Below are 24241 nucleotides of genomic sequence, written 5' to 3' on the forward strand. Positions count from 1 at the left end.
ATGGACGATCGTAACGACCACGGCTCGGAATCGTCGGGCTCCGGCAGCCACACTGGCCAGAGCCAGAGCGGCACCCGCACACGCATCGGTCTCGACGTGGGCACCAGCAAGGTGGTCTCCGCGCGCGGCGACAACGTTTCGCCGACCACCGACTCGCAGCTCAACGCGTTCTTCGACGTGCCGTACTCGGCGTTGCACGAGCAAGGGCTGAAGGCGAATCGCACGCCGTTCTATCGCGAGGACGACCGGCTGATCGTCTACGGCGATGCTTCGGAGAAATTCGCGCACATCTTCAACGCCAACGTGCGCCGGCCGATGGCCAAGGGCATCTTGAATCCGCACGAACCGCAGGCCACGCACGTGCTCGAGACCGTCCTTGGCACGCTGGTGCCTGTGTCCAGGAATCCTGGCGAATTGCTGGCGTTCTCCGTGCCGGCCGCAGCGCCCGAGACGGGCCACGAGCTGACCTATCACGAAGAAACCATCAAGCGTTATTTGAAGGGTCGCGGTTATACGCCGCTCGCCGTCAACGAAGGTCTCGCGGTCGTGTTGGCGGAGCTCGCGAAGGAAGGCTTCACCGGCATCGGCATTTCCTGCGGCGGCGGCATGTGCAACGTCGCGATCTCGTACTTGTCGATCCCGTCGCTCACCATGAGCCTCGCGCACGGCGGTGACTTCATCGATTCGTCGGTGGGGGCGGTCGTCAACGAGCCGGCCACGCGCGTCAAAGCGATCAAGGAAGAAACGCTGGATCTGACCCGCGAGGCCGGCGACAAGATCGACAAGGCGCTGCACATCTACTACGACAAGCTGATCGAGTCGCTGGTCGACGAGCTGGGCAAGGCCGTGCAAAAAACACCCAAACTGCCCCGCAACGACCAGCCCATGCCCATCGTCCTGGCGGGCGGCACGTCCAAGCCCAACGGTTTCCGGGACCGCTTCGAGAAGGCGCTGCGCCGCCGCTCCTGGCCGTTCCAGGTGGGCGATGTGCGCATGGCGAGCGATCCGCTGACAGCCACCGCCCGCGGCGCGCTGGTGGCGGCGCTGGCGGAGCGCTAAAAGCCTCCTGAAAGGGAACTAGTTCACGCAATTAAGCGCTGCCTCCTCAGGCAAACCCTGAACCTGGCCGGTACTTCGCACGAAGTGCCGGCCGGGTGAGTCTGAGACATTATTGCGCGGAAATTCGCGTCCGCCCCTGCTAGGATCCAAGCCTCAAGCCTTTTACGGAGTCCCGATGACCGCTGATGCCACGCCGAATCGCGCGCCCCTGAACTGGCCCGCGATCATCATGTTCCTGATCTCCACCATTCCGGTGGTGACGGTGCTGCCGTGGTATTGGGCCACTTTCGGGTTCGACGGCTTTGAATGGGTGTGCTTCTTCGTGCTCTGGGCACTGAACGGCATGTCCATCACCGCGGGCTATCACCGCCTGTGGGCGCATCGCAGCTACGAGGCGTCGAAACCCCTGCAGATTTTCTACATGCTGTTCGGCGCGATGGCGCTTCAGAACAGCATCCTGGTCTGGGCGTCGTCACACCGCGTGCATCATCGCCATGTCGATGACGTGGATCAGGACCCGTACTCGGCCAAGCGCGGCCTATGGTTCTCGCACCTGGGCTGGATGCTGCGCAACTACGAGAGCGGCAAACAGGACTTCCGCAATGCCAAGGATCTGGAAGCCAACCCGATCGTGGCCTTCCAGCACAAGTACTACCTGCTGCTGGCTATCGGCATGAACGTGGGCATCCCGCTGTTGCTGGGCATCCTGCACGGTGACATCTGGGGCAGCCTGCTGCTCGGCGGCTTCCTGCGCCTGGTCGTCAGCCACCACTGCACGTTCTTCATCAACTCGCTGGCGCACTTCTGGGGCAGCCGTCCGTACACCACCGAGAATACCGCCCGCGACAACGGCATCCTGGCGCTGTTCACCTGGGGCGAGGGTTATCACAACTATCACCACTTGTTTCAGTGGGACTATCGCAATGGCATCCGCTGGTACCAGTGGGATCCGACCAAGTGGCTGATCTCCGCTGCCAAGTTCGTCGGCCTGGCTCGCTCGCTCAAGCGCGTGCCCGAATTCCAGATCCGCCAGGCCCTGGTGGAGCGCCAGCTGCAGAAAGCCGAAGAGAACCTGGGCCAGTGCCAGGACCAGGGCCGCCTCGCCGCCCTGCGCCAGTCGCTCGAAACCGAAGCACAGCACTTCAAGGAAACGCTCGCTCACTGGGCTACGCTGCAACAGAAGAAGGTCGAAGTCGCCAAGAAAGCCGTCATCGATCACATCGAGCACACCGAATTCGCTCATCGCGTTCGCGAACTCGAAGAGTCGCTGCGTCAGCAGTACCTGCGCGTCCGGTTGATCGCCGTGCAGGCGGCTTGATCGGTCAAGCAGAGGTTGATTGAGAAAAGGGCGCCTTCGGGCGCCCTTTTTGTTTGCGGTGGGGTTCACGCCCTTAGTCGGCGCCAGCCGATGACGACGCTGGTGATGGAGATGACGATGCCGGCGAAGCTCAGCAGCCACATCACCACGTCCCACGCGGGGCGGTGAGCGAGTAGCAGGCGGAAGTCGAGGCTGTGGAGGGCGTTGAAGAGCCAGCGGTCCATGCGGTCGGTGTGGCGCATCCAGTTGAGGACCTGGCCGGTGCGGGGGTCGACGTGGATCCAGGTGCGGTCGGGGTCGTTGAAGATGAAACGCAGGACGGGCAGGGGGCGCTCGCCGCGGCGGGAGTACCAGTAGGCGTCTTCGTGTTCGAGGCGCTGGGTTGTGACGAGGCGTGCGTCACTCAACAAGCGAGGGGCAGCAGCCGTCAGCGAAGCATCGTCGAATTGATGAGGCGAGCCAGCCAAAGCATCGAGAACGAGCGGCTCGGCAGCGCGTGTTCTCAGCACGAGCATCGGATGACCGAGACTCCAAACGAACGCGGCTTCGCGTACATCACGCCGGTTCAAGGAGTGCAGCACGTGGAGAGGTGCTGGAAAGTCAGGCTGCTCATTGCCGAGGAAGGCCGCATTGCCGGCCGACATGCGCTGAAAATCGAAGTCACGAGCCCAGGGCACAGGTGGCCCCATCGACAGCCAGCCACTGAAGATCCAAGTCAAAAGAAACACGCCTCCGACCAGGCCGGCGATGTGATGCCACGCCATCCAGCCGCGATAAGGAGTGACGTCGCGACCGCGATAGCGGCGCCGCAGGCGAAGGCGATCGATGCCGAGCCACAAACCGGTGGAAGCGACGACGATGCCCACGCCAGAGGTCCACAGCACAACCTGACTCCACAGCGCCGGCTGCGAGCGCAGATCGCGGAAGTACAGCCAGTGCAGCACAGCGCCGATCCAATTCCACGCGCGCTCGCGAGAATGCGTGTCCAGCACGATCTCTCCAGTGCGAGATGAAACATACAGCTGCGTGCCGAGCGAGTCGTTCAAAGCAACCCGGTGCAGCGGGCGATGTTGATTGAAGTTCTGGGCGACCGACCACTGATCGCGCTCGAGCGTCGTCACAGTCAGCGCGTCAGCGCGACCCGCAACACGTGACACGACAGCGCGAGCTTCAGCGGCGTCAACCTTTTGTATGATCCGGCCATCGACTGCTGAGACAGCGACTCGGGGCGCATCGACCGGCTGCACACGATACACCGGCTCGCCAGCCATCATTTCCAGGCGAAATTCGCGAGGAAACGATGCGAGTGCGAGCCCATGGAGCACGCGCTCAGGCGCGATGGCGACCCGGCTCCAATCGATGCGCTCCTGCATCGACAATCTCTCCTCGGCCCTCAACGCCGGAAACGCCACATACATCATCACCAGCCCGGACAGAAACCACAGTGCAAACAACAGGCACGTGGCGATACCCAGCCAGCGATGGCCAACGATCAGCCAGCGCAGCATCGTCAGAACTCGTAGGTGTAGCTGACGCCGTAAGTTCTCGGCACGCCGAGGCGCTCCGCGATGAACGAGCCCGAGCCATCGTCACGTCGCGCCGAGCTAAGTCGGGTCGCGTACGCCTCATCAAAGACATTCTGCAAATTCACACCGATGCGATGCCGGCGTGCGGCGTCGACGAAATAGCGCGCGGCCAGGTTGAGAGTGAAGTAGTTGCCGTAGTTCTGGCGGCCGAACCCGCCCACTGACTGATAAACGTTGCCGACCCAATTGAGCGTGGCGCTCGCATCCAGTGGCAACTGCGCGGGCGTGAACTGCAGCGAACCTTTCGCGTAGCTCTCCGGAAGACGGGCGATCTGCAAGTCAGAGCCTTCTGCGCGCGACCGACTGTAGGTGTAGCTCAAGCTCGTTCTAAAGCTGCCCCCGAGCGGCGCAGCGACCGACGCTTCGGCGCCCCGAACCTGCACTTCACCCGGCAGATTTCGATAGCGGCCGTTGGGAAATTCATCCGTCGGGTCACCGACGTCGATGAGATTGTCGACATCGCGGGCAAAGCCTGTGAGTTGCCACGCTATGGCGCCTGCACTCAGCGGAACGTTGCCGCCGATAGAAACATTCAGATTCTTGCTTTCCTCGGGCTGCAGGTCCGGATTGCCGGCGTAGTCATCGATGCCGATGTAATAAAGCTGCTCGGCGCTTGGCAGCAGGAACGCCGTCGCCGCGACGCCTTCGACATACAGCGCATCGTTGAATGCGTAGCGACTGCTGACATTCCATACCGTTGCGTTCTTGCCGCCGCTGCCGCGGTTGTATCGTACGCCCGCAGCAGCCGCGACTTTCTCAAACGCATTCTCCGCCGTTCGCACTTCGCCGAAGAATGCATGAACGGTCTCGGTCTCGCCCGCGATGGGGAATACATCGTCGCGCGCCTTGTAGTTCTGGTAGTCGTAGCCGACGTGATAATCGACCCATCCGCCGGGCCGGATCTTCACCAGCGCGCTGCCGCCGTAGTCATGAAACCCCCAGTACGTGCCCGGCGCATACACGACGACTTCTTCGCCGGTCGCGGCATCGTTCTGGATGTTCGCGTACGTTGTGTCCCAGTCGTGCAGGTAGGCTTTGATCAGCAGCTGCACCAGCTCGCTGGCATCGTGGGCGAGCTTGGCGCTGACGATGTCTTCGTCGCGATCGTTGTAGCTGCGCTTGGTGCCGGCCGCGCTGTTGTTGTCGAGCGTCGCGTCGGTGTGGTGATAAAGCATGTCCAGGCGCAACGAGTCGTTGAAGTCCAGGCCGTACTTCAAGCCGACGTTGGTCACGTCATAGCTGCGATCGCGATCGGTGGCGCTCGGTTCGTAGTGCGCGAACTGCCGATAGCCATCGCCCTCGTTCTTCGAGCTGTAGATCACGAACTTGTGCCGCCCGATGGCGCCGCGCGTGAAGCCGCTGACTTGATAGCCGTCGTTGCCGTCGTAGTTCACGGCGACGTTGCCGCCGGGCTCATCGGAGAAGCTTCGGGTCACGATATTGATGGCGCCGGCCACGCCTTGGGTCCCGTAGAACAGGCTCTCGCCGCCTTTCAGCACTTCGATGCGCTCGACCATGTTGGCGGGCAGGGTGTCCGGGCTGGTGTCGTTGAAGATGCGGTTGTTGATCCGCACGCCATCGACCAGCCACAGCACGTCGCCGGGCCGCGAGCCTTGCAGCGACACGTCCACATAGTCGAACGGCCCGCTGCCCGGAGAGACGAACAGGCCGGGCACTTCGAACTGAAGCGCGGTGCTGACGTCGACATAGCCGGCCGCCCGGACGCGATCGGCGCTGATGTATTCAACGTCGTGACCGTAGCGCGCCAGCTCCACGGGCAGCGTCTCCTCGATGCTCCGGGCGGTCACCAGGATCTCCTCCAGCGGATCCTTGCCAGCGGGGTCGTGCGCGAACGTCACGGTGGAGGCGAAGGTCAGCAGGGAGGCTGCAACGAAGCGGCGATGGCGAAGCAAGGGAGGTCCCCACGGAAGTGCTGAACGGCCGAGACTGTTTCGTAACCTGCGCGTTACCGCATAGCGAGACAGGCTCGGGCAAACTCACCGTAACGACACTACTCAGCGGACCTGGGCGATCTCCAGTAATTTACTGTTTCCAATGACGTTACTTAACGTTAAAACTCCTAGCATTGCGACTATGGGAGTGACGGTCAGCATGACGGTCGACGAGCTGCAGCGACTGGCGGAGCAGTTCCGCGCCAGCGGCTCCTTGGGCAAGCCGGGTGCCTTGTCGCGCCTGTTCGATTTTTTGCTGGCACGCTCGCTGAGCGGCGAGGCGCCGAAGGAGATCGAGATCGCCCTGCAGGTGTTCGGCAAGGATGCGAACTTCGACGTGGGGCAGGACTCGGTCGTCCGCGTTTATGTCCACAAGCTGCGGCGTCGGCTCGAAGAATTCGCGACACGCTCGCTGACGCCGTATGACAGCCGCATCACGATTCCGAAAGGCGAGTACCGCCTGGTGCTCGAACCGGGCAGTGCGGTTGCGCCTGTAGCGCCGGCTCCGGCCCCGGAGAGCGCTGAGCCACCGCTGATTCAGGTAGCGCCGCCGAATAAGCCGCGATGGCGGCAATGGCTGAGGCCGGCTTTGACAGCGGTGGCGGCGTTCGTTGCGGGTGTCGTGCTCACGTATTGGTTCACGTCGAATCCGCAGGATCGGGAGTTGAATGCGGTCCGGCAGAGTGCGGTGTGGAGGCCGCTGCTGGATGACGATCTGCCGATCACGGTCGTCGTCGGCGATTATTTTCTGCTAGGCGAAGTGGACCAGGCCGGCAATGTCGAGCGTCTGGTGCGCGAGTTCTATATCAACTCCAATCAGGACTTCCTCGATCATCTGCAGCTCAATCCGGGGCAGTTGAGCAACTATCGCAATCTCGATCTCACGTATCTGCCGGCGGCGAGTGCGTTCGCTTTGCAGGACCTGGTGCCGGTGTTGAATGCCGGCAAACAAGTGAGAGTGACGCTGCTGTCAGCGCTCGATCCGAGGCTGCTCAAGACGAGCCACGTCGTTTACGTCGGGTACATCAGCGGCATGGGAATGCTCGGCGATCGAGTGTTCGCGCAGTCGAGACTGGCGTTGGGTGGATCGTTCGATGAGTTGCACGACACGCAGACCGGCACGGATTACGTGAGCACGGCGATGCCGATGGGCGTGGAGGGCGGCGCGTTTCGAGACTTCGGTTACTTCTCGACGTTCGCTGGGCCGAATGGGAATCGGGTCGTTGTGATTTCGGGCACGCGTGATAACGGCGTCATGCATGTGGCTGAGGCGTTGTCACGTCGGGCGGGAGTTGAGGAAGTCGCGCGTAATTCCGCCGGAGCTTCGTCCTTTGAGTCGCTTTATGAAGTGGATGGAATGGCGCGCGCCGGGCTGAATGCGCGGCTGTTGTTTGTGTCGCCGATGAAGAGCGATGCGATTTGGAGTGGGTCACCCTGACCCAGCGGAGTAAGAGGGGAGCTGGCCGCGCGAACTTGGTTCGCTGGTCAACGCGCTCTACGAGCGTTTGGTGTTCCTCGCTGTCCCACTTGAAGCAATGTGAGATGTGTGTCACTGCCGCTTGCGATTGCGCCAATTGTCGCCCGCGGCTTTGGCCGCTTCTTTCGCCGCAGCGAGCTCCGTGGCATCGAGGACGTTGTCTTTATCCGTGTCGGCGCGGTCGAACAGCTTCGTGGGGCCGTTCACGAATTCGTCCTTGGTGACCTTCTTATCCCCGTCGGCGTCGAACTGACCCGCCATGCCGTCGCTCCCGCCTTTTTGCTTGCGGCGCTTGGCGAGACGTTCGGGAACGTCGTTGCTATCGATGTAACCGTCCGAGTTGCGGTCGAGCTTGGCGAAGTGATCGGCGCGGGCGGCGACGAATTCTTCTCGGGTGACGGTGCCGTCTTTGTTGAGGTCGGAGCGTTCGAAGACGCCTTCGCCGCGCATCTGGGCCAGCGCGGGAGTGCTTAACAGAATCAGCAGGGCTGCTGATACAAACGTGCGAGACATGGTGCTTTCCTCGGTTTCGGGGAGGGGCTGGTGTGAGCCAGCTTCCTCCCATCAACGCACCAGGTCTCGCGACGTTGACCGCTTAGTTCGCGGTCGCGCGCTTCAGGCGTTCGAAGTAACGGTCGCGCAGGTCCGTCTGACGAGAGCGCATGTCGACCGGGCGGCCGGCGATCCAGACCTGATCGGCGAGGCTGGTGACTTCGAGCGGGTCGCCGCTCCATAGCACCACGTCGGCGACTTGACCGGCGGCGATGCGGCCGCGAGTCGCGCCGAGGCCGAAGATGTCTGCGGCGTCGGCAGTCAGCGCAGTGACTGCGGCTTCTTTCGGCATGCCGTGCGCGACGGCATTGCCGGCGAGCTGACGCACCTTGCGAGCGTTGTGGCTGTCTTCGAACATGCTGAATGTGACTTTCACGCCGGCCTTGTTGAGCAACGCTGCGTTGTCGAGCCGCGCGCCGATCGAGTCGAACGTGTTCGGCAGATTGTTGAGCGCGTCGACGATCACCGGCACCTTTGCTTCGGCCAGTTGGTCGGCCACGACCCAGGCTTCGGCGCCGCCGGCGATCACGGGCTTGATCCCGTACTTCCTGGCGAAGGCGATGGTCTTGACGATGTCGCCGGCGCGGTTGACGTTGAAGATCACGCGTCCGCCGGAGAGATAACGAGCGAACACTTCGCGCCCGAGCGGGTGCATCAGCGACTTCTCGTCGGAGACGCGATTGCGCGTTTCATGCACAGCCTGCTCGAGCACCATCCACTGCGCCGCGCGGCTGCCGCCTGAATGTGAGTTCATTTCTCCGCCCAGATCGATGAACAGCGAGCGGCTGCCATCGAGCACGGCATCCTGACGACCGTCGAGGGTCACGGCTGCGCCTTGCCCGGCAAGGAAGTTGCCGCTCTCGGCGATGCCGGGGTCCAGCACTGTCCAGGTCATGCCTTCGATGCGCGTCACCGGCACGAGCACCGAGCGGCCGTTATAAGCGACCGACACATCGAACTCCGGCCGCCACTGCATTTCATAAGCGGGCGCGCCGAGACCGATCGCTGCATCGTCAGTCGTCGGTTCCTGCGTGACTTCCTGGATGCCGATGGTGGTGAGGCCAGCGAACATGCCGGGCGTCAACGCACGACCTTTCGCGTCGATGGTCGTCGCATTGTCGGCAGAGAGGCCGGCGCCGATGGAGTGGATCTTGCCGTCGCGAATCAGCACGTCAGTGTTCGTGAGCGTGCCTTTGGCGGTCGACGTGTAGACGGTCGCGCCGCGAATCAAAATGTCTTGGGCGAGGGCATGGCTGGCGGTCAGGGCCAGCGCCGAAGCAATCAGAGCTTTCATTGTGCGCTCCCTTTGACGGCGGTTTCATACTGACCGAGCAGGAAATCGGATGCGGGCTTGGTCGGTGGGTTGGCGCGGTCATAGACCAGCGCGCCATCGATGAACACATTCTCCGCGAGCGCATACACGCTGAAGGGATCGCCATTCCAGATCACTACGTCGCCCATCTTGCCGGCTTCGAGCGTGCCGGTGACTTTGTCGATGCCGAGCGCTTTCGCTGCGTTGAGCGTGAGCCAGGTGATTGCGTGCTCGCGCGAGATATCGAGACCCATGCGATTGCCGCGAACCATGGCCTTGCCGGCTTCTTGATTGAGCCTTTGTATACCTTCCGCCGAATCGGAGTGGACCACAGCACAACCGTTCTTGGGCATGTCGGTGAGCGCGAGGTTTTCCATCACGCCGTCGAACGCTTCCATCTTGAAGCCCCACCAGTCGGCCCACTCGGCGCCGCAGATGTTGTTCTGTGCGAGCAGGTCCGCGATCTTGTAGGCCTCGACAGCATGGTGGAACGCCGCGATCTTGAAGCCGAATTCCTTGGCCAGGTCGACCATGATGGCCATCTCGTCGGCGCGATAACAGTGGATGTGCACCAGGATCTCGCCGTCCATGGCGCCCACCAGCGTCTCGGACTTCAGGTCGCGCTTCGGCGGTGAGGGCGGCTTCGCTTCGTCGTCCTTCTTCTTGGAAGAGTCCTTTTGTTTCTTTTCGTAGTCGGCGAGCTCGCGGCGATATTTATTCCACTCCTCGCGATACGCCTGCGCATCGGCGAAGGCCTGGCGATAGCCGGCCACATTGCCCATACGCGTCATCGGGGCCTGGCCCTTGCCGCCATAGAATCCTTTGGGATTCTCGCCGCACGCCATTTTCAGGCCCTGCGGCGCGCCGGGGAATTTCATGGCCTGATAGGTGGTCGCGTGAACGTTCTTCACGGTGACGCCGCGGCCGCCGATGAGATTGCCCGAGCCGGGCAGGATCTGCATGGAGGTGATGCCGCCTTCGAGCGCGGTCGCGAAACCTGGATCCTGCGGCCACACAGCGTGCTCGGCCCACGCCTGAGCGGTGACAGGGTCGACCATTTCGTTGCCGTCGCTGTGTGCGTCGACGCCAGGGCTTGCATACACGCCGAGGTGCGAGTGCACGTCGATCAAGCCGGGTGTGACCCAGCGACCGTTCGCTTCGATGACTTTCGCGCCCGCCGGTGCACCCAGTTGTGTACCGATCGCCGAGATTCTGCCATCGACGATGAGCACGTCACCGTTGTCGATGCGAGTGCCGGTGCCGGTAAGTACGGTCGCGCCACGAATCAGCGTGGTGCCGGAGGGAAGCGCTTTGTACGTCGATGTATACGGCGCAGGCGTCGATGGAGCTGGGGTTGCTTGCGGCGTTGGAGTCTGCGACTGCGGTGCGGTTGCGCAGGCACTCAACAAAACCCCCAGCAATGGAATCACGATCGGGCGGCGCGAGGCGCCGCGCGCATGAACGAGCTGCATTATTTGTGATATCCGTGCGGCGAAAAAATCGAAGCGCAAAAATCTATCAGATCAGCCTGCCTTGCGCTGCTGCTTCGTGATCGAGCAGCCAGCGCTTGCGCGGCAGCCCGCCGCCATAGCCGGTCAGTGAGCCGTCGGCGCCGATCAAGCGATGGCAGGGCACGACCACGCAAATGGGATTGGATCCATTCGCATGACCGACGGCGCGCACGGCTTTAGGGCGACCGATGCGTGCGGCGAAGTCGCCGTAGCTCATCGTGGTGCCGACGGGAATACGGCGCAGCTCCTGCCAGACCGAGCGTTGAAAGGCCGTGCCGCCGGTTTCCACGGGAATCGTATCGATGGCATCCAACTTGCCTTCGAGATAGGCGTGCAAACCATCGCGTATCGCTGCCGAAACCGGCCGAGTTCGCAACTGCAGGTTGCCGTACAGCACGGCGAGCGTGCGATCGAGGCGCGCCTTCAGATCGGCCCAGCCCAGTGCGCGCAACCGATCCTGCTCATCGGCCACGACCAGCATGTCGCCGATCGGGGTCTTCATGCACTCGAGATGGAAACTGAACGTGGTGGCGGGCATGCGACTTTCTCAATGCATTTGCAGTATCGGGTGTCAGCGGCGTTATGATCCTGCCAGATCATCGTCGTGAACATTGCGTTGTCACTGGTCCTCTGACGAATGAGCGCAACACCGCAACCGGTTGGAACCCTGGAGATCGCCCTCGCGCACACCCGGCGCTTGCTGGATCATGACCCATCCGCGGCCGCCGAGCAGGCGCGGGAGATTCTAAAGGTCATTCCCCGACATCCTCTGGCGCAGTTTCTACTGGGCCTGGCTTACAGCGCCAACCGGCAAGGCGATCAGGCGATCGCGGCTTTGCGCCGGGCCGTCGAGTTGAAGCCCGACCTGCCCGATGCATGGCGGACGCTGGCCGATCATCTCACCGCAGCGGGCGATGTCGAGGGCGCCGACCACGCGTACGCTCAGCACATCCGCTTTTCCACTCGCGATCCTCGTTTGCTCGAAGCGGGCGGCGCGCTGGCCGAGAATCGGATCGCTGTGGCGGAGGCCTTGCTTCGTGAGCATCTGAAGCAGCATCCGACCGATGTCGCCGCCATTCGCATGTTTGCTGAAGTGGCTGCGAGACTCGGGCGATATGCCGATGCCGAAGCGTTGCTCGAACGTTGTCTCGAACTGGCGCCAAGTTTTCTCGGCGCGCGTCACAACTATGCGTATGTTCTGCACCGACAGAACAAACTGGCGAAGTCGCTCGAACAGATCGAGCGTCTGCTCGCCATCGATCCTCGCAATCCCGGCTTTCGCAATATGCACGCCGCCGTGCTCGGCCGAGCGGGGGATTACGATCGTGCGCTGAAGATCTATGGCGACGTGGTGAAGGAATATCCGACCAATGCCAAGGTGTGGATGAGCTACGGGCATGCGCTGAAGACGGCGGGTCAGCAAGGCGAATGTGTCAGCACCTATCGCCGCGCCATCGAGCTGTCTCCACAGCTGGGCGAGGCGTATTGGAGCCTCGCGAATCTGAAAACGTTCCGCTTCAGCGAAGCCGATGTCGCGGCCATGCAGGAACAGCTGCGTCGCAACGACCTGAGCGAGGAAGATCGCTTTCACTTTCATTTCTCGCTGGGCAAAGCGTTCGAGGATGCGCGCGACTACGCGAAGTCGTTCGAGCACTATGACCGAGGTAACTCGCTGCGGCGCGCGATGGTCCACTACGACGCCGACGAGACCTCACAGCACGTGCGTCGCTCAAAGCAGTTGCTCACAGCCGAGTTCTTCGCCGCGCGTGAGGGGAGAGGATCGCCGGCGCCCGATCCGATTTTCATCGTCGGTCTGCCGCGCGCAGGCTCGACGCTGCTCGAACAGATCCTCTCCAGTCATCCGTTGGTCGAAGGCACGATGGAGTTGCCCGACATCATCGACACGGCGCGCTCCTTGGGCGGTGGGCGAGTGCGCGGCGAGGCTTCCAGGTATCCGGAAGTGCTGGCCGAACTTTCCGCCGATCAGCTGCGCGAGCTTGGCGATCAGTACATCGCGAACACGCGCATTCAGCGCAAAACCGATGCGCCGTTCTTCATCGACAAGATGCCGAACAATTTCGCGCACATCGGCTTGATTCAACTCATCCTGCCGCGAGCGAAGATCATCGATGCGCGGCGTCATCCATTGGGCTGCTGCTTCTCTGGCTTCAAGCAGCATTTCGCGCGCGGCCAGCCTTTCACGTATGGGCTCGATGACATCGGCCGTTACTACCGCGACTACGTAGATCTGATGGCGCATTTCGACACCGTGCTGCCGGGGCGCGTGCATCGAGTGATCTACGAGACCATGGTCGATGACACCGAAAACGAAGTGCGTCGGCTGCTCGAGTACTGCGGCCTGCCGTTCGACGAGCGCTGCCTGCGTTTCTATGAAAACGACCGCGCCGTGCGCACTGCCAGCTCGGAGCAGGTGCGCCGTCCCATCTATCGCGACGGCGTCGATCACTGGCAGCACTATGAATCCTGGCTCGGGCCCTTGAAGCGTGCTTTGGGGCCGGTGCTCGAGTCGTATCCCGCAGTGCCGAAAGAGGATTGAGACGACCTGCTGATTTTTGGCCGATTCATCAAAAGGAGCCGCGAGGACACCCGCGGCTACAACATGGGGAGAGCAAGATGGTTGATCGTCGCTTGCACGCTCACAAACTTCGGCACAGCCGCCGAAGATCGATGTCGGTTCCATTGGCCGCCGCGCTGTCAGTCACGCTGTCGCAGGCAGCGTCGGCGCAAAGTAACGAAGGAAGGGTGCTCGAGCAGGTGATCGTCACGGCGCAGAAGCGCCAGGAGAACCTCCAGGAAGTGCCGTTGAGCATCACCGCGCTGGGCACAGCGAAGCTGGAAGAGTTGCACGTCACGGACTTCGCCGATTATTCCAAGTTCCTGCCCAGCCTCTCCTACACTTCACTCGGGCCCGGGTTCTCGCGAGTGTTTTTCCGCGGCGTCAGCAGCGGCGACAATGGCAATCACTCCGGCTCGATGCCTTCCGTAGGCATCTATCTCGACGAGCAGCCGATTACGACGATTACCGGCGCGCTCGACGTGCACATCTATGACATCGAGCGAGTCGAAGCGCTTGCCGGGCCGCAGGGCACGCTGTATGGAGCGAGCTCGCAGGCGGGCACGATTCGTATCATCACCAACAAACCCGATCCGTCGAAGTTCGCGGCGGGCTACGACGTCGAAGGCAATGTGCTCGATGGCGAGACCGGCTATGTCGCTGAAGGCTTCGCCAACCTGCCGCTGGGCGAGAAGGCCGCGATCCGCCTGGTCGGTTGGGGCAAGCGCGACGCGGGCTACATCAGCAATGTCGCGGCGGATCGTCTCTATCCGACGGCGGAAATCACCATCAACAACGCCGATCGGGCCGAGGAGGATTACAACGACGTAGAGACCTACGGCGCGCGTGCCGCTCTGCGCGTGGACTTGAATGACAGCTGGACCGTCACGCCCACCCTGATGCATCAACAGCAGGAATCGAATGGCGCGTTTGCGTTCGACCCCAGCCTCGGCGATCTCAAAGTAGCCCGCTATCGCCCAGAGCACGCCGACGATCGCTGGACGCAGGCCGCGCTCACGGTCGAAGGCAAGATCGCCAATCTCGATGTCGTGTACGCGGGCTCTTACCTGAAGCGCGACGTGGACACCGAGCAGGACTACTCCGACTACTCGCTGTTCTATGACATGGCGTACTACTACACCGTGTACAACGACGACGGCATCACGATCGAGCCGACGCAGTACATCCAGGGCAAGGATCGATACAAGCGTCAAAGCCACGAGCTGCGGCTATCGACGCCGAGCGACAAGCGGGTGCGTTTCGTCGGCGGCTTGTTCTACCAACGCCAGCAGCATCTGATCGAGCAGCGCTACAAGATCGACAACCTGACGCCCGTGTATGAAGTGACCGATTGGCCGGACACGATCTGGCTGACCGAGCAGAAGCGAATCGATCGCGATTACGCGGTGTTCGGCGAGCTGAGTTACGACATCACCGATCGGCTGACGGTGACCGGTGGCGCGCGCTGGTTCAAAGCCGAAAACTCTCTGGCGGGATTCTTCGGTTACGGCGAGGGCTATAGCAGCAGCGGCACCAGCGGCGAGGCGCTGTGCAGCGACTTCGCGGGCGACCCCATCGGCGATCGGTCCGGCTGGGTGCCCTATACCGCGGTTGGTACAGCGCCTTGTAAGAACCTCGACAAGTCTGTCGACGAGGACGGCGTGACGCCAAAGGTCAATCTCACTTACAAATTCGACGACTATCGCATGGTGTATGTGACGTACTCCGAGGGCTTCCGGCCCGGCGGCGTCAATCGTCGTGGCACGTTTCCGCCGTACGATGCCGACTATCTGAACAACTACGAGGTGGGTTGGAAGACGACCTGGATGGACAATCGTCTGCGCTTCAACGGCGCGCTGTTCCTGCTCGACTGGGACGATTTCCAGTTCTCGTTCACCGGCGAGAATGGTCTCACCAATATCACCAACGCGGGCGGCGCTCGCATCAAAGGCATCGAAACGGATGTAGAGTTCGCGGCCACCGAGAGTTTCCTGATCTCCGGCGGCCTGTCGGTGCTCGACGCCAAGCTCCGCGGGGAATTCTGCGAGTTGCTCGATGACGATGGCCGGCCGCTGCCGCTAAGCGACTGTTTCGCGCCCAATCCGCACGGTGGCCCCGACGTGCTGCGCGGTGCAAGCGACGGAACGGAGCTTCCAGTCGTGCCGGACTACAAGGCCAATCTCACCGGCCGCTATCGTTTCCAGATGGGGGCGCTCGACGCCTTCGCGCAGGCCGCATTCGTTTATCAGTCCGAGAGCCGGGCGGCGCTCACGGCGTTCGACGAAACGATCCTTGGCAAGAACAGAGCCTACGGCCTCGCCGATTTCTCGGTCGGCTTCGGCAAGGACTCGTGGACTGCCGAGGTGTTCGTGAACAATGCCTTCGACAAGCGCGCTGATATCACGCGCTTTGCGCAGTGTCGCGAGGAGATGTGTACGAAGCCCTACATCGTCACCAATCGGCCACGCACGGTCGGTGTGAAGTTCGGGCAGAAGTTCTGACGAGAAAGGGGCGGGAGCAGCGCGCTCCCGCCCTTCGGCTACTTGGACGGCTCGACCAGCGCCTGGAATGTGAGTTGGCGCGACAGGTCTTCGATGTTCGGCACGCCTGCCGGTCCGCCGCGGCGCTGGATGATGCCGAGGAACACCACGTCGTTGGTGGGATCGATCCAGAACCAGGTGCCGGCGATGCCGTCCCACAGATACGTGCCTTTGCCGGTCGGGCTGCCGATTTCCAGCGGCTCTTCGTAGATCGCCACGTCGAACCCGAAGCCGAAGCCTGGCTGCATGCGGTAGTTGCCGATGCCGAACTTGCCGCTCTGATTCTTCACCGCGTCGGGCACATGGTTCGCCGTCATCAGTGCAACCGTGCTCGGCGCGAGCAAACGTTTGCCGTCGAGCTGGCCCTCGTTCGCCAGCATCTGCGCGAAACGCAGATAGTCATTAGCAGTCGAGTAGAGGCCGCCGCCACCGGAGGGCAGCGCGGGTGGCTGGTTCACGCCCTTGTCGTGAGGCATCGCGCTGAGACCTTCGCCGCCCCACTGATAAATCGTCGCGAGCCGCGACATCTTGTCCTTGTCGACATGGAACGCCGTGTCCTTCATGCCGAGCGGCTCGAAGATGCGCTCGCGCAGGAACTCGGGGAACGGCTTGCCGGACAACTTCTCGACCAGATAACCCTGGATGTCGACGCCGACGCTGTACACCCAGCCTTCGCCCGGCTGATACAGCAGCGGCAGCTTGGCCATGCGATCGATGAAGTCCTGCAGCGACGTTGCGGCGAGCGGCGAGGATTGCTGATACAGCTTGTCCACCGGCGTCGCGCCGAAGACTCCATATGTGAAGCCAGCCGTGTGCGACATCAGCTCGCCCATGGTCGGCGGGTGCGAGGGCGCGACGAACGTGGGCTGGCCGTCGGGGCCATTGCCCGCGTACACCTTCAGATCCTTGAACTCCGGGATGTGGCGCCAGATCGGATCAGACGGTTTCCACTTGCCTTCCTCGTACAACATCATCATCGCGACGCCGGTGATCGGCTTGGTCATCGAGTAGATGCGCACGATGGAGTCCATCTGCATGGGCCTGGCGCCGGCGATGTCGGCGTGGCCATACGTCATTTGCTGAACGACCTGGCCGCGACGCGCCACGATCGTGGCGATGCCGGCGAGTTGTTTGCTGTCGACGACAGCCTTCATGCCTGCGTCCAGTCGTTTCAGGCGCTCCGAAGAGAAGCCGACGCTCTCCGGCTTGGCCTCGGGCAGAGAAAGATTGCGCGCTTCGGCCGCAACCGTGACGAGCATCGCCAGCGCGACCAGGCTCCATGCGCGCAGGCTGGGTGGTTGTATCCGCACAGTGAAATCCCCCGCGATCCGTCGGAAGTTACTTGTTGTAACGGTGCGCGAGTGTAGCCCCAGCCTCGGGCCGGCGACCCCGGTTCAGGCGGGCCATGACAGAACTTTGCCCAGAACTGCTTAGACCAGTCCCGTCGGAATCTCAAGCCTTGTCGCGAGGGGGCTCGTTCTTCATAGTGCGCGCCTTCGTTTTCGCACTGTGGATCGGACCTGATGCCCCTGCCGTCGATTGAATCCCGCATTGCCGCCGAATTGTCCGCCAAACCCGAGCAGGTCAAAGCCGCCGTGGCGCTGCTGGATGAGGGCGCGACGGTGCCGTTCATCGCGCGTTATCGCAAAGAAGCGACAGGGGGCCTGGATGACACGCAGCTGCGTACTTTGGAGGAGCGGCTGGGCTACCTGCGCGAATTGGAAGAGCGCCGCACGGCCATCATCGCGAGCATCGATGAACAGAAAAAGCTGACACCCGAGCTGCGCGCGAGCATCGAAGCGGCCGACACCAAGCAGCGCCTCGAAGATCTGTACTTGCCGTATAAGCCCAAGCGTCGCACCAAGGCGCAGATCGCGCGCGAGGCTGGGCTGGATGTGCTGGCGGCGGCGCTGCTGGCCGATCATTCGCTAACGCCGGAGACCGAGGCGGCGAAGTATTTGAAGCCGGCGTTCAAGACGGCGGCGGGCGACGACAATCCGGGCGTGGCCGACGTGAAAGCCGCTCTCGAAGGTGCGCGCACCATTCTGATCGAGCAATTCGCCGAAGACGCCGAGTTGCTGAACAATCTCCGCACGCATCTGCAGGACAACGGCATCGTCGTGTCAGCCGTTGCCGAAGGCAAAGAAGAGCCGGCTGCGAAGTTCCGCGATTACTTCGCGTACAGTGAAACGCTCAAGACTGTGCCTTCGCACCGCGCGCTGGCGCTGTTCCGTGGTCGCAAGGAAGAGCTGCTGAAGGTCTCGCTGAAGTTGCCGGAAGACATGCAGCCGCCGCCTGCGACCGGTCAGGCGCCGTTCAATGCGTGCGAGCTGAAGATCTCCGCGCGCTTCAATATCGCGGATCGCAAGAAGCCGGCCGATGCGTGGCTACTGCAGACGGTTCGTTGGACCTGGCAGGTCAAGCTCGCATGGCAGTTGGAAGCGGAACTGCTGACGGCACTGCGCGAACGTTCGGAAGAAGAGGCGATTCGCGTCTTCGCGCACAACCTGCACGATCTGTTGCTCGCTGCTCCTGCCGGCCCGCGCGCCACGATGGGCCTCGATCCCGGCCTGCGCACGGGCGTGAAAGTCGCCATCGTCGATCACACCGGCAAGTTGCTCGAGACCGCGACGGTTTATCCGCACGTGCCCCGTAACGAATGGGATCGCACGATTGCCCATCTGGCGTTGCTGGCGAAGAAGCACAACGTCGATCTGATCAGCATCGGCAACGGCACCGCTTCGCGCGAGACCGACAAGCTCGCCGGCGACCTGATCAAGCTGCATCCCGATTTGAAGCTGACCAAGATCGTCGTGTCCGAGGCGGGCGCTTCGGTGTACTCGGCGTCGGCGCTGGCAGCGAAGGAATTCCCGGATCTCGACGTGAGCTTGCGCGGCGCCGTATCCATCGCGCGCCGCTTGCAGGATCCGCTGGCAGAGCTGGTGAAAATCGATCCCAAGTCCATCGGCGTCGGCCAGTATCAGCACGATGTGAGCCAGACCAAGCTCGCCAAGAGCCTCGATGCCGTCGTCGAGGATTGCGTGAACGCGGTCGGTGTCGACGTGAACACGGCGTCTGCGGCTCTGCTGGCTCGCATTTCCGGCTTGTCGTCGACCCTTGCCGAGAACATCGTCCGCTATCGCGACGAGCACGGCGCGTTCGCGAATCGCGCGGGCCTGAAGAAAGTGCCGCGTCTCGGTGACAAGACGTACGAACAGGCTGCCGGCTTCTTGCGCGTGATGAACGGCGACAATCCGCTCGATTCGTCGGCGGTGCACCCGGAAGCGTATCCAGTCGTCGAGCGCATCATTGCGGACCTGAAGAAGCCCGTGAAGGAAGTGCTGGGCGACGGCTCGACCCTGAAGAAGGTCGATCCTGCCAAGTTCACCGACGAGAAGTTCGGCTTGCCGACGGTGAAGGACATTCTCAAGGAGCTCGAGAAGCCGGGCCGCGATCCGCGCCCCGAGTTCAAGACCGCGACCTTCAAGGACGGCGTCGAGGAACTGAAGGATCTGCAGCAGGGCATGATCCTCGAAGGCGTCGTGACCAACGTCACCGCGTTCGGTGCGTTCGTCGACATCGGCGTCCATCAAGACGGCCTGGTTCACATCTCCATGATGTCGACCAAGTTCGTCAAGGACCCGCGCGAAGTCGTGAAGGCCGGCGATGTGGTCAAGGTCAAAGTGCTGGAAGTCGATCAGCAGCGCAAGCGCATCGCGCTGACCATGCGCCTCGACGAGTCCGCTCAACGCGTCCGCGACAATTCTTCCGGCGACTTCCGCCGCGACCGCGACTCACGTCCACCGCAGCGTCAACAGCAGCAGCCGCGTCGTGAGGAGTCAGTGGGTGCCGGCGCTATGGCCGACGCTTTCGCTCGGGCGTTGAAGCGGCCGTGAATCGCCGCTGACGAAGCGCGCCTTCTGCTCGAGGGCGCCCGCAATGACTTCGGGGGCCAGCCGGGTATCGAGTTTGAGATGGTCTGCGTCTCGAACTTCCATTCCTTGCTTGCGCACGACCGCGATCTGGTTGCCGTGCTTGATGGCAAAGTCCGCGTACTCGCTCATGACGATGATTTCGCGTCCGCCGGGCTCGTATAGCGGCTGACCGACGCTGTAAGCAGGGAAGGGCGTGTCGCAGCCGAGATAGTCGCGCAACACCGTCGGCATCACATCGAAATGGGTGGTGCGATGGTGGAACACCCGAGGCTCGAGCCCGGGCGCATATATCGACATCGGCACAGCTGTTTGAAAGCGAGTGAAGTTGCTCGCGTGTCCCCAGTAGTTCTGGCCGTTGTCGTTGAACTCCTGGCCGTGATCGCTGGTGATGATGACGACGGAATTCTCCAGCAGTCCGCGCGATTCCAGGCCGGCAATCGCTTCTCCGACCAGCGAATCGACGTAGTGCACCGAGTTGCGATAGCGGTTGAGCAGCGGCAGTGGATCGGTGTCGCCATTCAGTTGCAGATAGTTCACGTGGCTGGCCGCGGGCTCGAACGGCGTGGGATAGTCTTTCGGATGAGCGAAGCTATGCGGCGCGTCGTAGAACAACAGCGCGAAAAATGGCGCGGTCTGCTCTCGATTGCCGAGGTAAGCCAGAAAGTCATTGGTGAGATCGCGATCCCAGGCGTCCGGGCCCGCGCCTTCAGAGCGCATGCGCACCGTCTCGATCTGTGAAAACAGGGTGCGGTCGAACTCGGGGCTGTAAAGCGGCGCGCTGCGAAACACCTGCACGTCGTAGTCGAGGCTCGCGAGTTGCTCGATCAACACCGGTCCCCGCCGCTCCGCCAGTACTCGGTGCCAGTACGTGCCGGGTATCGAGTAGAACAGCGAGAACATGCCGATGCGCGTCGCGTTGCCGCCGCTGTAGTGATCCATGAAGCGCACCGAGCGTTGCGCGAAGCGCTCGATGTTTGGCGTGACTCGTGCGTCGAGCGCGTCGAAGCGCCAGGAATCGATGACGATGACGACGATGTTGGGCGGCTTTTCCGGCGCGTGACAGCTCAAGGGCTGCAAGGGATAGGTCAGCTGTCTTCTGGCGTGTGATTCATCGGTGTGCGCGACCTGCAGCTCGTTCAGGTTCACACCATGTGCGCGCAGCAAGCGTTTCGCGGTCGCGGCGTAGCGCATTGGCAGCACTTCGGTTTGTTCGAGGAAAGGTTCGTAGCTCGCGGCGTCCGCCCAGATGTGTATGGAATGGAAGCTGAGCAGCGCGCAAGTCACTACGGCTACGACGATCGTTGGTAGCGGCGAGCGTCGGGCGGAGCCTGCGACTCGCCGCCAGAACCAGCTGGACGCAACGCCGAAGATCGCCAGGATCGCCGCCGCGATCAACGCGGCCTGCGCATACATCGCCGCGGAAAAAACAAAGGTCTCGGCCGCGGCGCCACCGAACAACAGATTCAGAACGCCCGCATTGATGTGAAATCGATAGAGCTGATAAACCTGCGTATCGATCAGCACCATCGCGACGGCTGCCGCTCCACAGAGCACACCCAGCGGAATCGCAATGCGGGGGTGCGGCCAGGCGACGACGAGAGCGAGCACCGGCAACAGCGATACGGCCGCGAATGTAGTGAAGTGCCCCACGAGCATGCTGGCCCGGAACAACAAAGAGGCGGGCTGCGCGTCGAGATCGACCACCTCGAAGTAGCGCAAGCTGACGAGCAGCAGCAGCCCGAGCGTGGTCAGCCAAAGCCATCCCCACCAGCGCATGAGACGAGCGCGCATGTCGATGTTGGGCCTCGCGGCCCATCCTCGAGTTTTATCGGTGTCGGTCGAACAATCAGTCGCTGGGCAGTCAGGTTCCTTGGAAGGCTTTGTCGTTGTCATTAGCCGGTGATGAACTCGGTGGCGATCGAAGCGCGGTTACTGCGCCCGACGGTCAGCGGGTGACGGCGCCAGGCGACAGCACTAGCGGCGACGAGCGAGGACGGCCCTCGCAAGAGCCGACCCCGAATGGTATCGGCTTCAGTGGGTCAGAGCGACCCTTGCGATGGCCTCACCGTTCTTTCGGCGAATTCCACGGCCGGTTGCCGCCGCGATTCCCGCCGCCGTTGTTGTTATTGGACGGCGACGACCGAGGCGCTTGCGGTTGGCTGCGAGGCTCCTGGCGCGGCGGTGGAGTGAACGTACGGGGTTCCTGCCGGGGCGGCGGAGAGTAATTGCGCGGCGGCGGGCTGTACTGGCGGGGCTCGACGCGATTGGGCCCGCTGGCGCCAGAGCCGGAACTGCGCGACCGCTCGCGATCGCGGAACGTGTCGTTGGTCGGCGGTCGATAGAAGCCGCTGCCGTTCTGCTGATAGCCGTTGCTCGGCACCCGTTGCATGTGATCGTTGCGGCGGATGTTCGATGACTCCTCCGCCGGCATGCTCCTGACCCGATCTCGATTGTTACGCTCCGCCGGGCGAGGCGTGGGCGTGGAGAAATTGCTGCCGGGACGGGTCAACATGTCGTTGCGATTGTCACGATCGCGGCGTGACTGCCAATCGCGCACCGAGTCGTTGTTCAGCTCGCGTGGGCGATTGGCGCTGCCACTCAAGCCCAGCGCACGCTCGCGATCCGCTCGATTGTCCGGGCCCTTGCCGCCGCTCGGGCGAATCACATTGAAATCGCCATAGCGTTTCGGGTTGCTCGGAGTGCGATCGACCAACTCGGCGCGGCCGATGGGGCGGTTGCCATTCGACTCGATCGCGCTGCGCTCGCGATGGAAGGGCACGCGGCCGCCATAGTAATCGCCGCGCCCCATGTTGAATCGATCCGCATCGCGCGGCGGGCGACGAACCGGTCCGCCCAGCACACTCTCGCGATACGGCGCGATGGCGGGCGGCTCACGCACGCCGTGCCAGTTGCGCATCTGGTTGTCGTCCGGTCGCACCCAGTGATCGCCAATGCGACGACCGCCGACGAAATAGTCACGCGGCACGGCGGTGACCGCGCCCGGATAGCGGTGATAGTCGAAGTGCGGCGGCGGCACGCGCCGGCCGTAGAAATAGTTGTGGTTGACGACGACCGTGTTGGAAACATTCACGTAGCGAATGTAACGCGGCGTGTGACGGTAGCCCGGATAGTAAACATCGCGGGGTCCGAGCGGATACCAGCCAACGTTGCCGAAGGAAACGGAGATGCCCACGGTCGGCCCACCGACCCAGCCGACCAGCGCCGGCGCATACACAGGACGAATGTGACGAGGCCCAGGCACCCAGCACCATCGGTTGCGGATGTGTGCCCAGCGTCCATAGTGGAACGGCGCGTAGCCCCAGCGAGCGTCATCGATCCAGGACCAGCCCCACGGCGACACGTAGACCCAGCGGCCGTAGCGATACGGCGCCCAGTTGCTGACGACATAGGTCGGTCGCCACACATAGCCGTATTCGGGCTCGCTGATCCATTCGCCGTTGTCGTCGAGGTCTTCGTAACCGACGACATCGCGAGAAACGTACTTGGCCGATTGCGAGCGCTCGTTACGGCTATCGCGATCGTTGGCCCAGTTCTCGAACGCCGTGCGCGGGCCGATCGGCTCGATCGTGCCGGTCAGGCTGTCCACGCCGGTGAACACGCCGCGCTCGTTGTCGCGCACGGTGAATTGTTTGTTGCCGCCGCCTCTGACTTCCGCCTCGCCATTGCGCGTCTTGACGACGGTGCGATCGGCGGACTTGTCCACTTCGAGGTGATATTCGCCGACCCGATTCAGGAACACCGTGGAGTGGGGCGTTTCGACCTGAATGGTTTCGCCTTCGGCCAGGCGACGCACGCGGATGGTGGCTGCGCCTTCGGTCAGGCTCGCTTGCAGGACGTTGTCGTCGAGCTCGATCAAGCCGAAGCCGGTGTCACCATCGAGATACACCGCCGCCGAGCCGATCTGCAGCTCGGCACGGCCTTTGTCTTCGACCCACAGTCGATCGCCGCTGGTCAGCGGACGGTTCAGCACTGCATCGGCCCATTCTTCGCTGCCGGCCGGCGCGATCGTTACTTCGCCATCGATGTAGCCGAGACGGGCGACGCGGCTCGGCGGGTCGACCACGGCCGCGCCGCGAGTAGCAGATTCGGCGGATTCACTGGCGGACTGGGGTTCGACGACAGGTTCGACGGTGGGCTCGCCAGCATCGGTTTCAACGACGGCCTCCGGCTCGACGACCGGTTCGGGATCCTGCGCGCGGGCCACATTGGCGCCGAAAGCGACCAGCAATACCACACCGCCCGCGAGTCCCGTCAGCCACCGTGTCAGGGAATTCGTCACGTGCTTGCTGCCTATGGATTGGCCGCTGGATCGATCCGTGAATCGGCGGTCGGCGTTGCCCGAAATCATGTTGCCCACCCCCGTTTAGAACGGTTGTCAGCATGATCCGTTCCCTGGGGTGAAC

Annotated in this window: 15 protein-coding genes; 6 read left to right on the top strand and 9 right to left on the bottom strand. The window is 62.6% G+C overall.

Annotated features, from left to right (window positions below):
* Both EK373_RS16165 and EK373_RS16170 read left to right on the top strand, forming a co-directional pair.
* Positions 1 to 1059 (top strand): cell division protein FtsA, encoded by a 1059-nt coding sequence (locus EK373_RS16165; protein WP_129644708.1) that lies wholly within the window; start codon positions 1 to 3, stop codon positions 1057 to 1059.
* A 175-nt stretch (positions 1060 to 1234) separates the two neighbouring features.
* Positions 1235 to 2377 carry an acyl-CoA desaturase gene (locus EK373_RS16170; protein ID WP_129644710.1) on the top strand — a complete coding sequence of 381 codons (1143 nt, stop codon included), beginning with the start codon at positions 1235 to 1237 and terminating at the stop codon, positions 2375 to 2377.
* 65 nt (positions 2378 to 2442) lie between these two features.
* Here EK373_RS16170 and EK373_RS16175 read toward each other — a convergent pair whose 3' ends face one another.
* Positions 2443 to 3885, bottom strand: coding sequence for a PepSY domain-containing protein (locus EK373_RS16175; protein ID WP_129644712.1), 1443 nt, complete (start codon positions 3883 to 3885; stop codon positions 2443 to 2445).
* Positions 3886 to 3887: 2 nt separating this feature from the next.
* Positions 3888 to 5876 carry a TonB-dependent receptor plug domain-containing protein gene (locus EK373_RS16180; protein ID WP_157994386.1) on the bottom strand — a complete coding sequence of 663 codons (1989 nt, stop codon included), beginning with the start codon at positions 5874 to 5876 and terminating at the stop codon, positions 3888 to 3890.
* 181 nt (positions 5877 to 6057) lie between these two features.
* Between EK373_RS16180 and EK373_RS16185 the strand changes: the two genes are divergently transcribed.
* On the top strand, positions 6058 to 7353 hold the full coding sequence (locus EK373_RS16185; RefSeq protein WP_157994387.1) for a hypothetical protein: 1296 nt from the start codon (positions 6058 to 6060) through the stop codon (positions 7351 to 7353).
* Positions 7354 to 7464: 111 nt separating this feature from the next.
* On the opposite strand, the gene EK373_RS16190 is transcribed toward EK373_RS16185, so the two are convergent.
* From EK373_RS16190 to EK373_RS16205, 4 genes are all read right to left on the bottom strand, one after another.
* Positions 7465 to 7905 carry an EF-hand domain-containing protein gene (locus EK373_RS16190; RefSeq protein WP_129644718.1) on the bottom strand — a complete coding sequence of 147 codons (441 nt, stop codon included), beginning with the start codon at positions 7903 to 7905 and terminating at the stop codon, positions 7465 to 7467.
* An 82-nt stretch (positions 7906 to 7987) separates the two neighbouring features.
* Positions 7988 to 9238, bottom strand: coding sequence for an amidohydrolase family protein (locus EK373_RS16195; protein ID WP_129644720.1), 1251 nt, complete (start codon positions 9236 to 9238; stop codon positions 7988 to 7990).
* Positions 9235 to 10728, bottom strand: coding sequence for an amidohydrolase (locus EK373_RS16200; protein ID WP_129644722.1), 1494 nt, complete (start codon positions 10726 to 10728; stop codon positions 9235 to 9237). The genes EK373_RS16195 and EK373_RS16200 overlap by 4 nt, the downstream gene beginning before the upstream one ends.
* A gap of 46 nt (positions 10729 to 10774) precedes the next feature.
* Positions 10775 to 11305 (bottom strand): methylated-DNA--[protein]-cysteine S-methyltransferase, encoded by a 531-nt coding sequence (locus tag EK373_RS16205; protein ID WP_129644724.1) that lies wholly within the window; start codon positions 11303 to 11305, stop codon positions 10775 to 10777.
* Positions 11306 to 11404: 99 nt separating this feature from the next.
* Here EK373_RS16205 and EK373_RS16210 point away from each other — a divergent pair, with 99 nt between their 5' ends.
* On the top strand, positions 11405 to 13324 hold the full coding sequence (locus EK373_RS16210; RefSeq protein ID WP_129644726.1) for a tetratricopeptide repeat-containing sulfotransferase family protein: 1920 nt from the start codon (positions 11405 to 11407) through the stop codon (positions 13322 to 13324).
* Positions 13325 to 13455: 131 nt separating this feature from the next.
* A complete protein-coding gene (locus EK373_RS16215; RefSeq protein ID WP_129644728.1) occupies positions 13456 to 15843 on the top strand; it encodes a TonB-dependent receptor in 2388 nt (795 codons plus the stop codon).
* 38 nt (positions 15844 to 15881) lie between these two features.
* On the opposite strand, the gene EK373_RS16220 is transcribed toward EK373_RS16215, so the two are convergent.
* The gene (locus EK373_RS16220; protein ID WP_129644730.1) at positions 15882 to 17192 is read right to left on the bottom strand and encodes a serine hydrolase domain-containing protein; all 1311 of its coding nucleotides are present in this window, start codon (positions 17190 to 17192) and stop codon (positions 15882 to 15884) included.
* A 213-nt stretch (positions 17193 to 17405) separates the two neighbouring features.
* On the opposite strand from EK373_RS16220, the gene EK373_RS16225 reads away from it, so the two are divergent.
* Entirely contained in the window at positions 17406 to 19778 is a 2373-nt protein-coding gene (locus EK373_RS16225) for a Tex family protein (protein ID WP_129644732.1), read from the top strand.
* On the opposite strand, the gene EK373_RS16230 is transcribed toward EK373_RS16225, so the two are convergent.
* Both EK373_RS16230 and EK373_RS16235 read right to left on the bottom strand, forming a co-directional pair.
* Positions 19722 to 21608: a DUF3413 domain-containing protein gene (locus EK373_RS16230; protein ID WP_198683380.1), complete on the bottom strand. Its 1887-nt coding sequence runs from the start codon at positions 21606 to 21608 to the stop codon at positions 19722 to 19724. The genes EK373_RS16225 and EK373_RS16230 overlap by 57 nt on opposite strands.
* Before the next feature lie 271 nt (positions 21609 to 21879).
* Entirely contained in the window at positions 21880 to 24117 is a 2238-nt protein-coding gene (locus EK373_RS16235) for a DUF6600 domain-containing protein (protein ID WP_129644736.1), read from the bottom strand.
* Between the last annotated feature and the right edge of the window lie 124 nt (positions 24118 to 24241).

Source organism: Peristeroidobacter agariperforans, assembly GCF_004138335.1.
GTDB classification, from domain to species: domain Bacteria; phylum Pseudomonadota; class Gammaproteobacteria; order Steroidobacterales; family Steroidobacteraceae; genus Steroidobacter; species Steroidobacter agariperforans.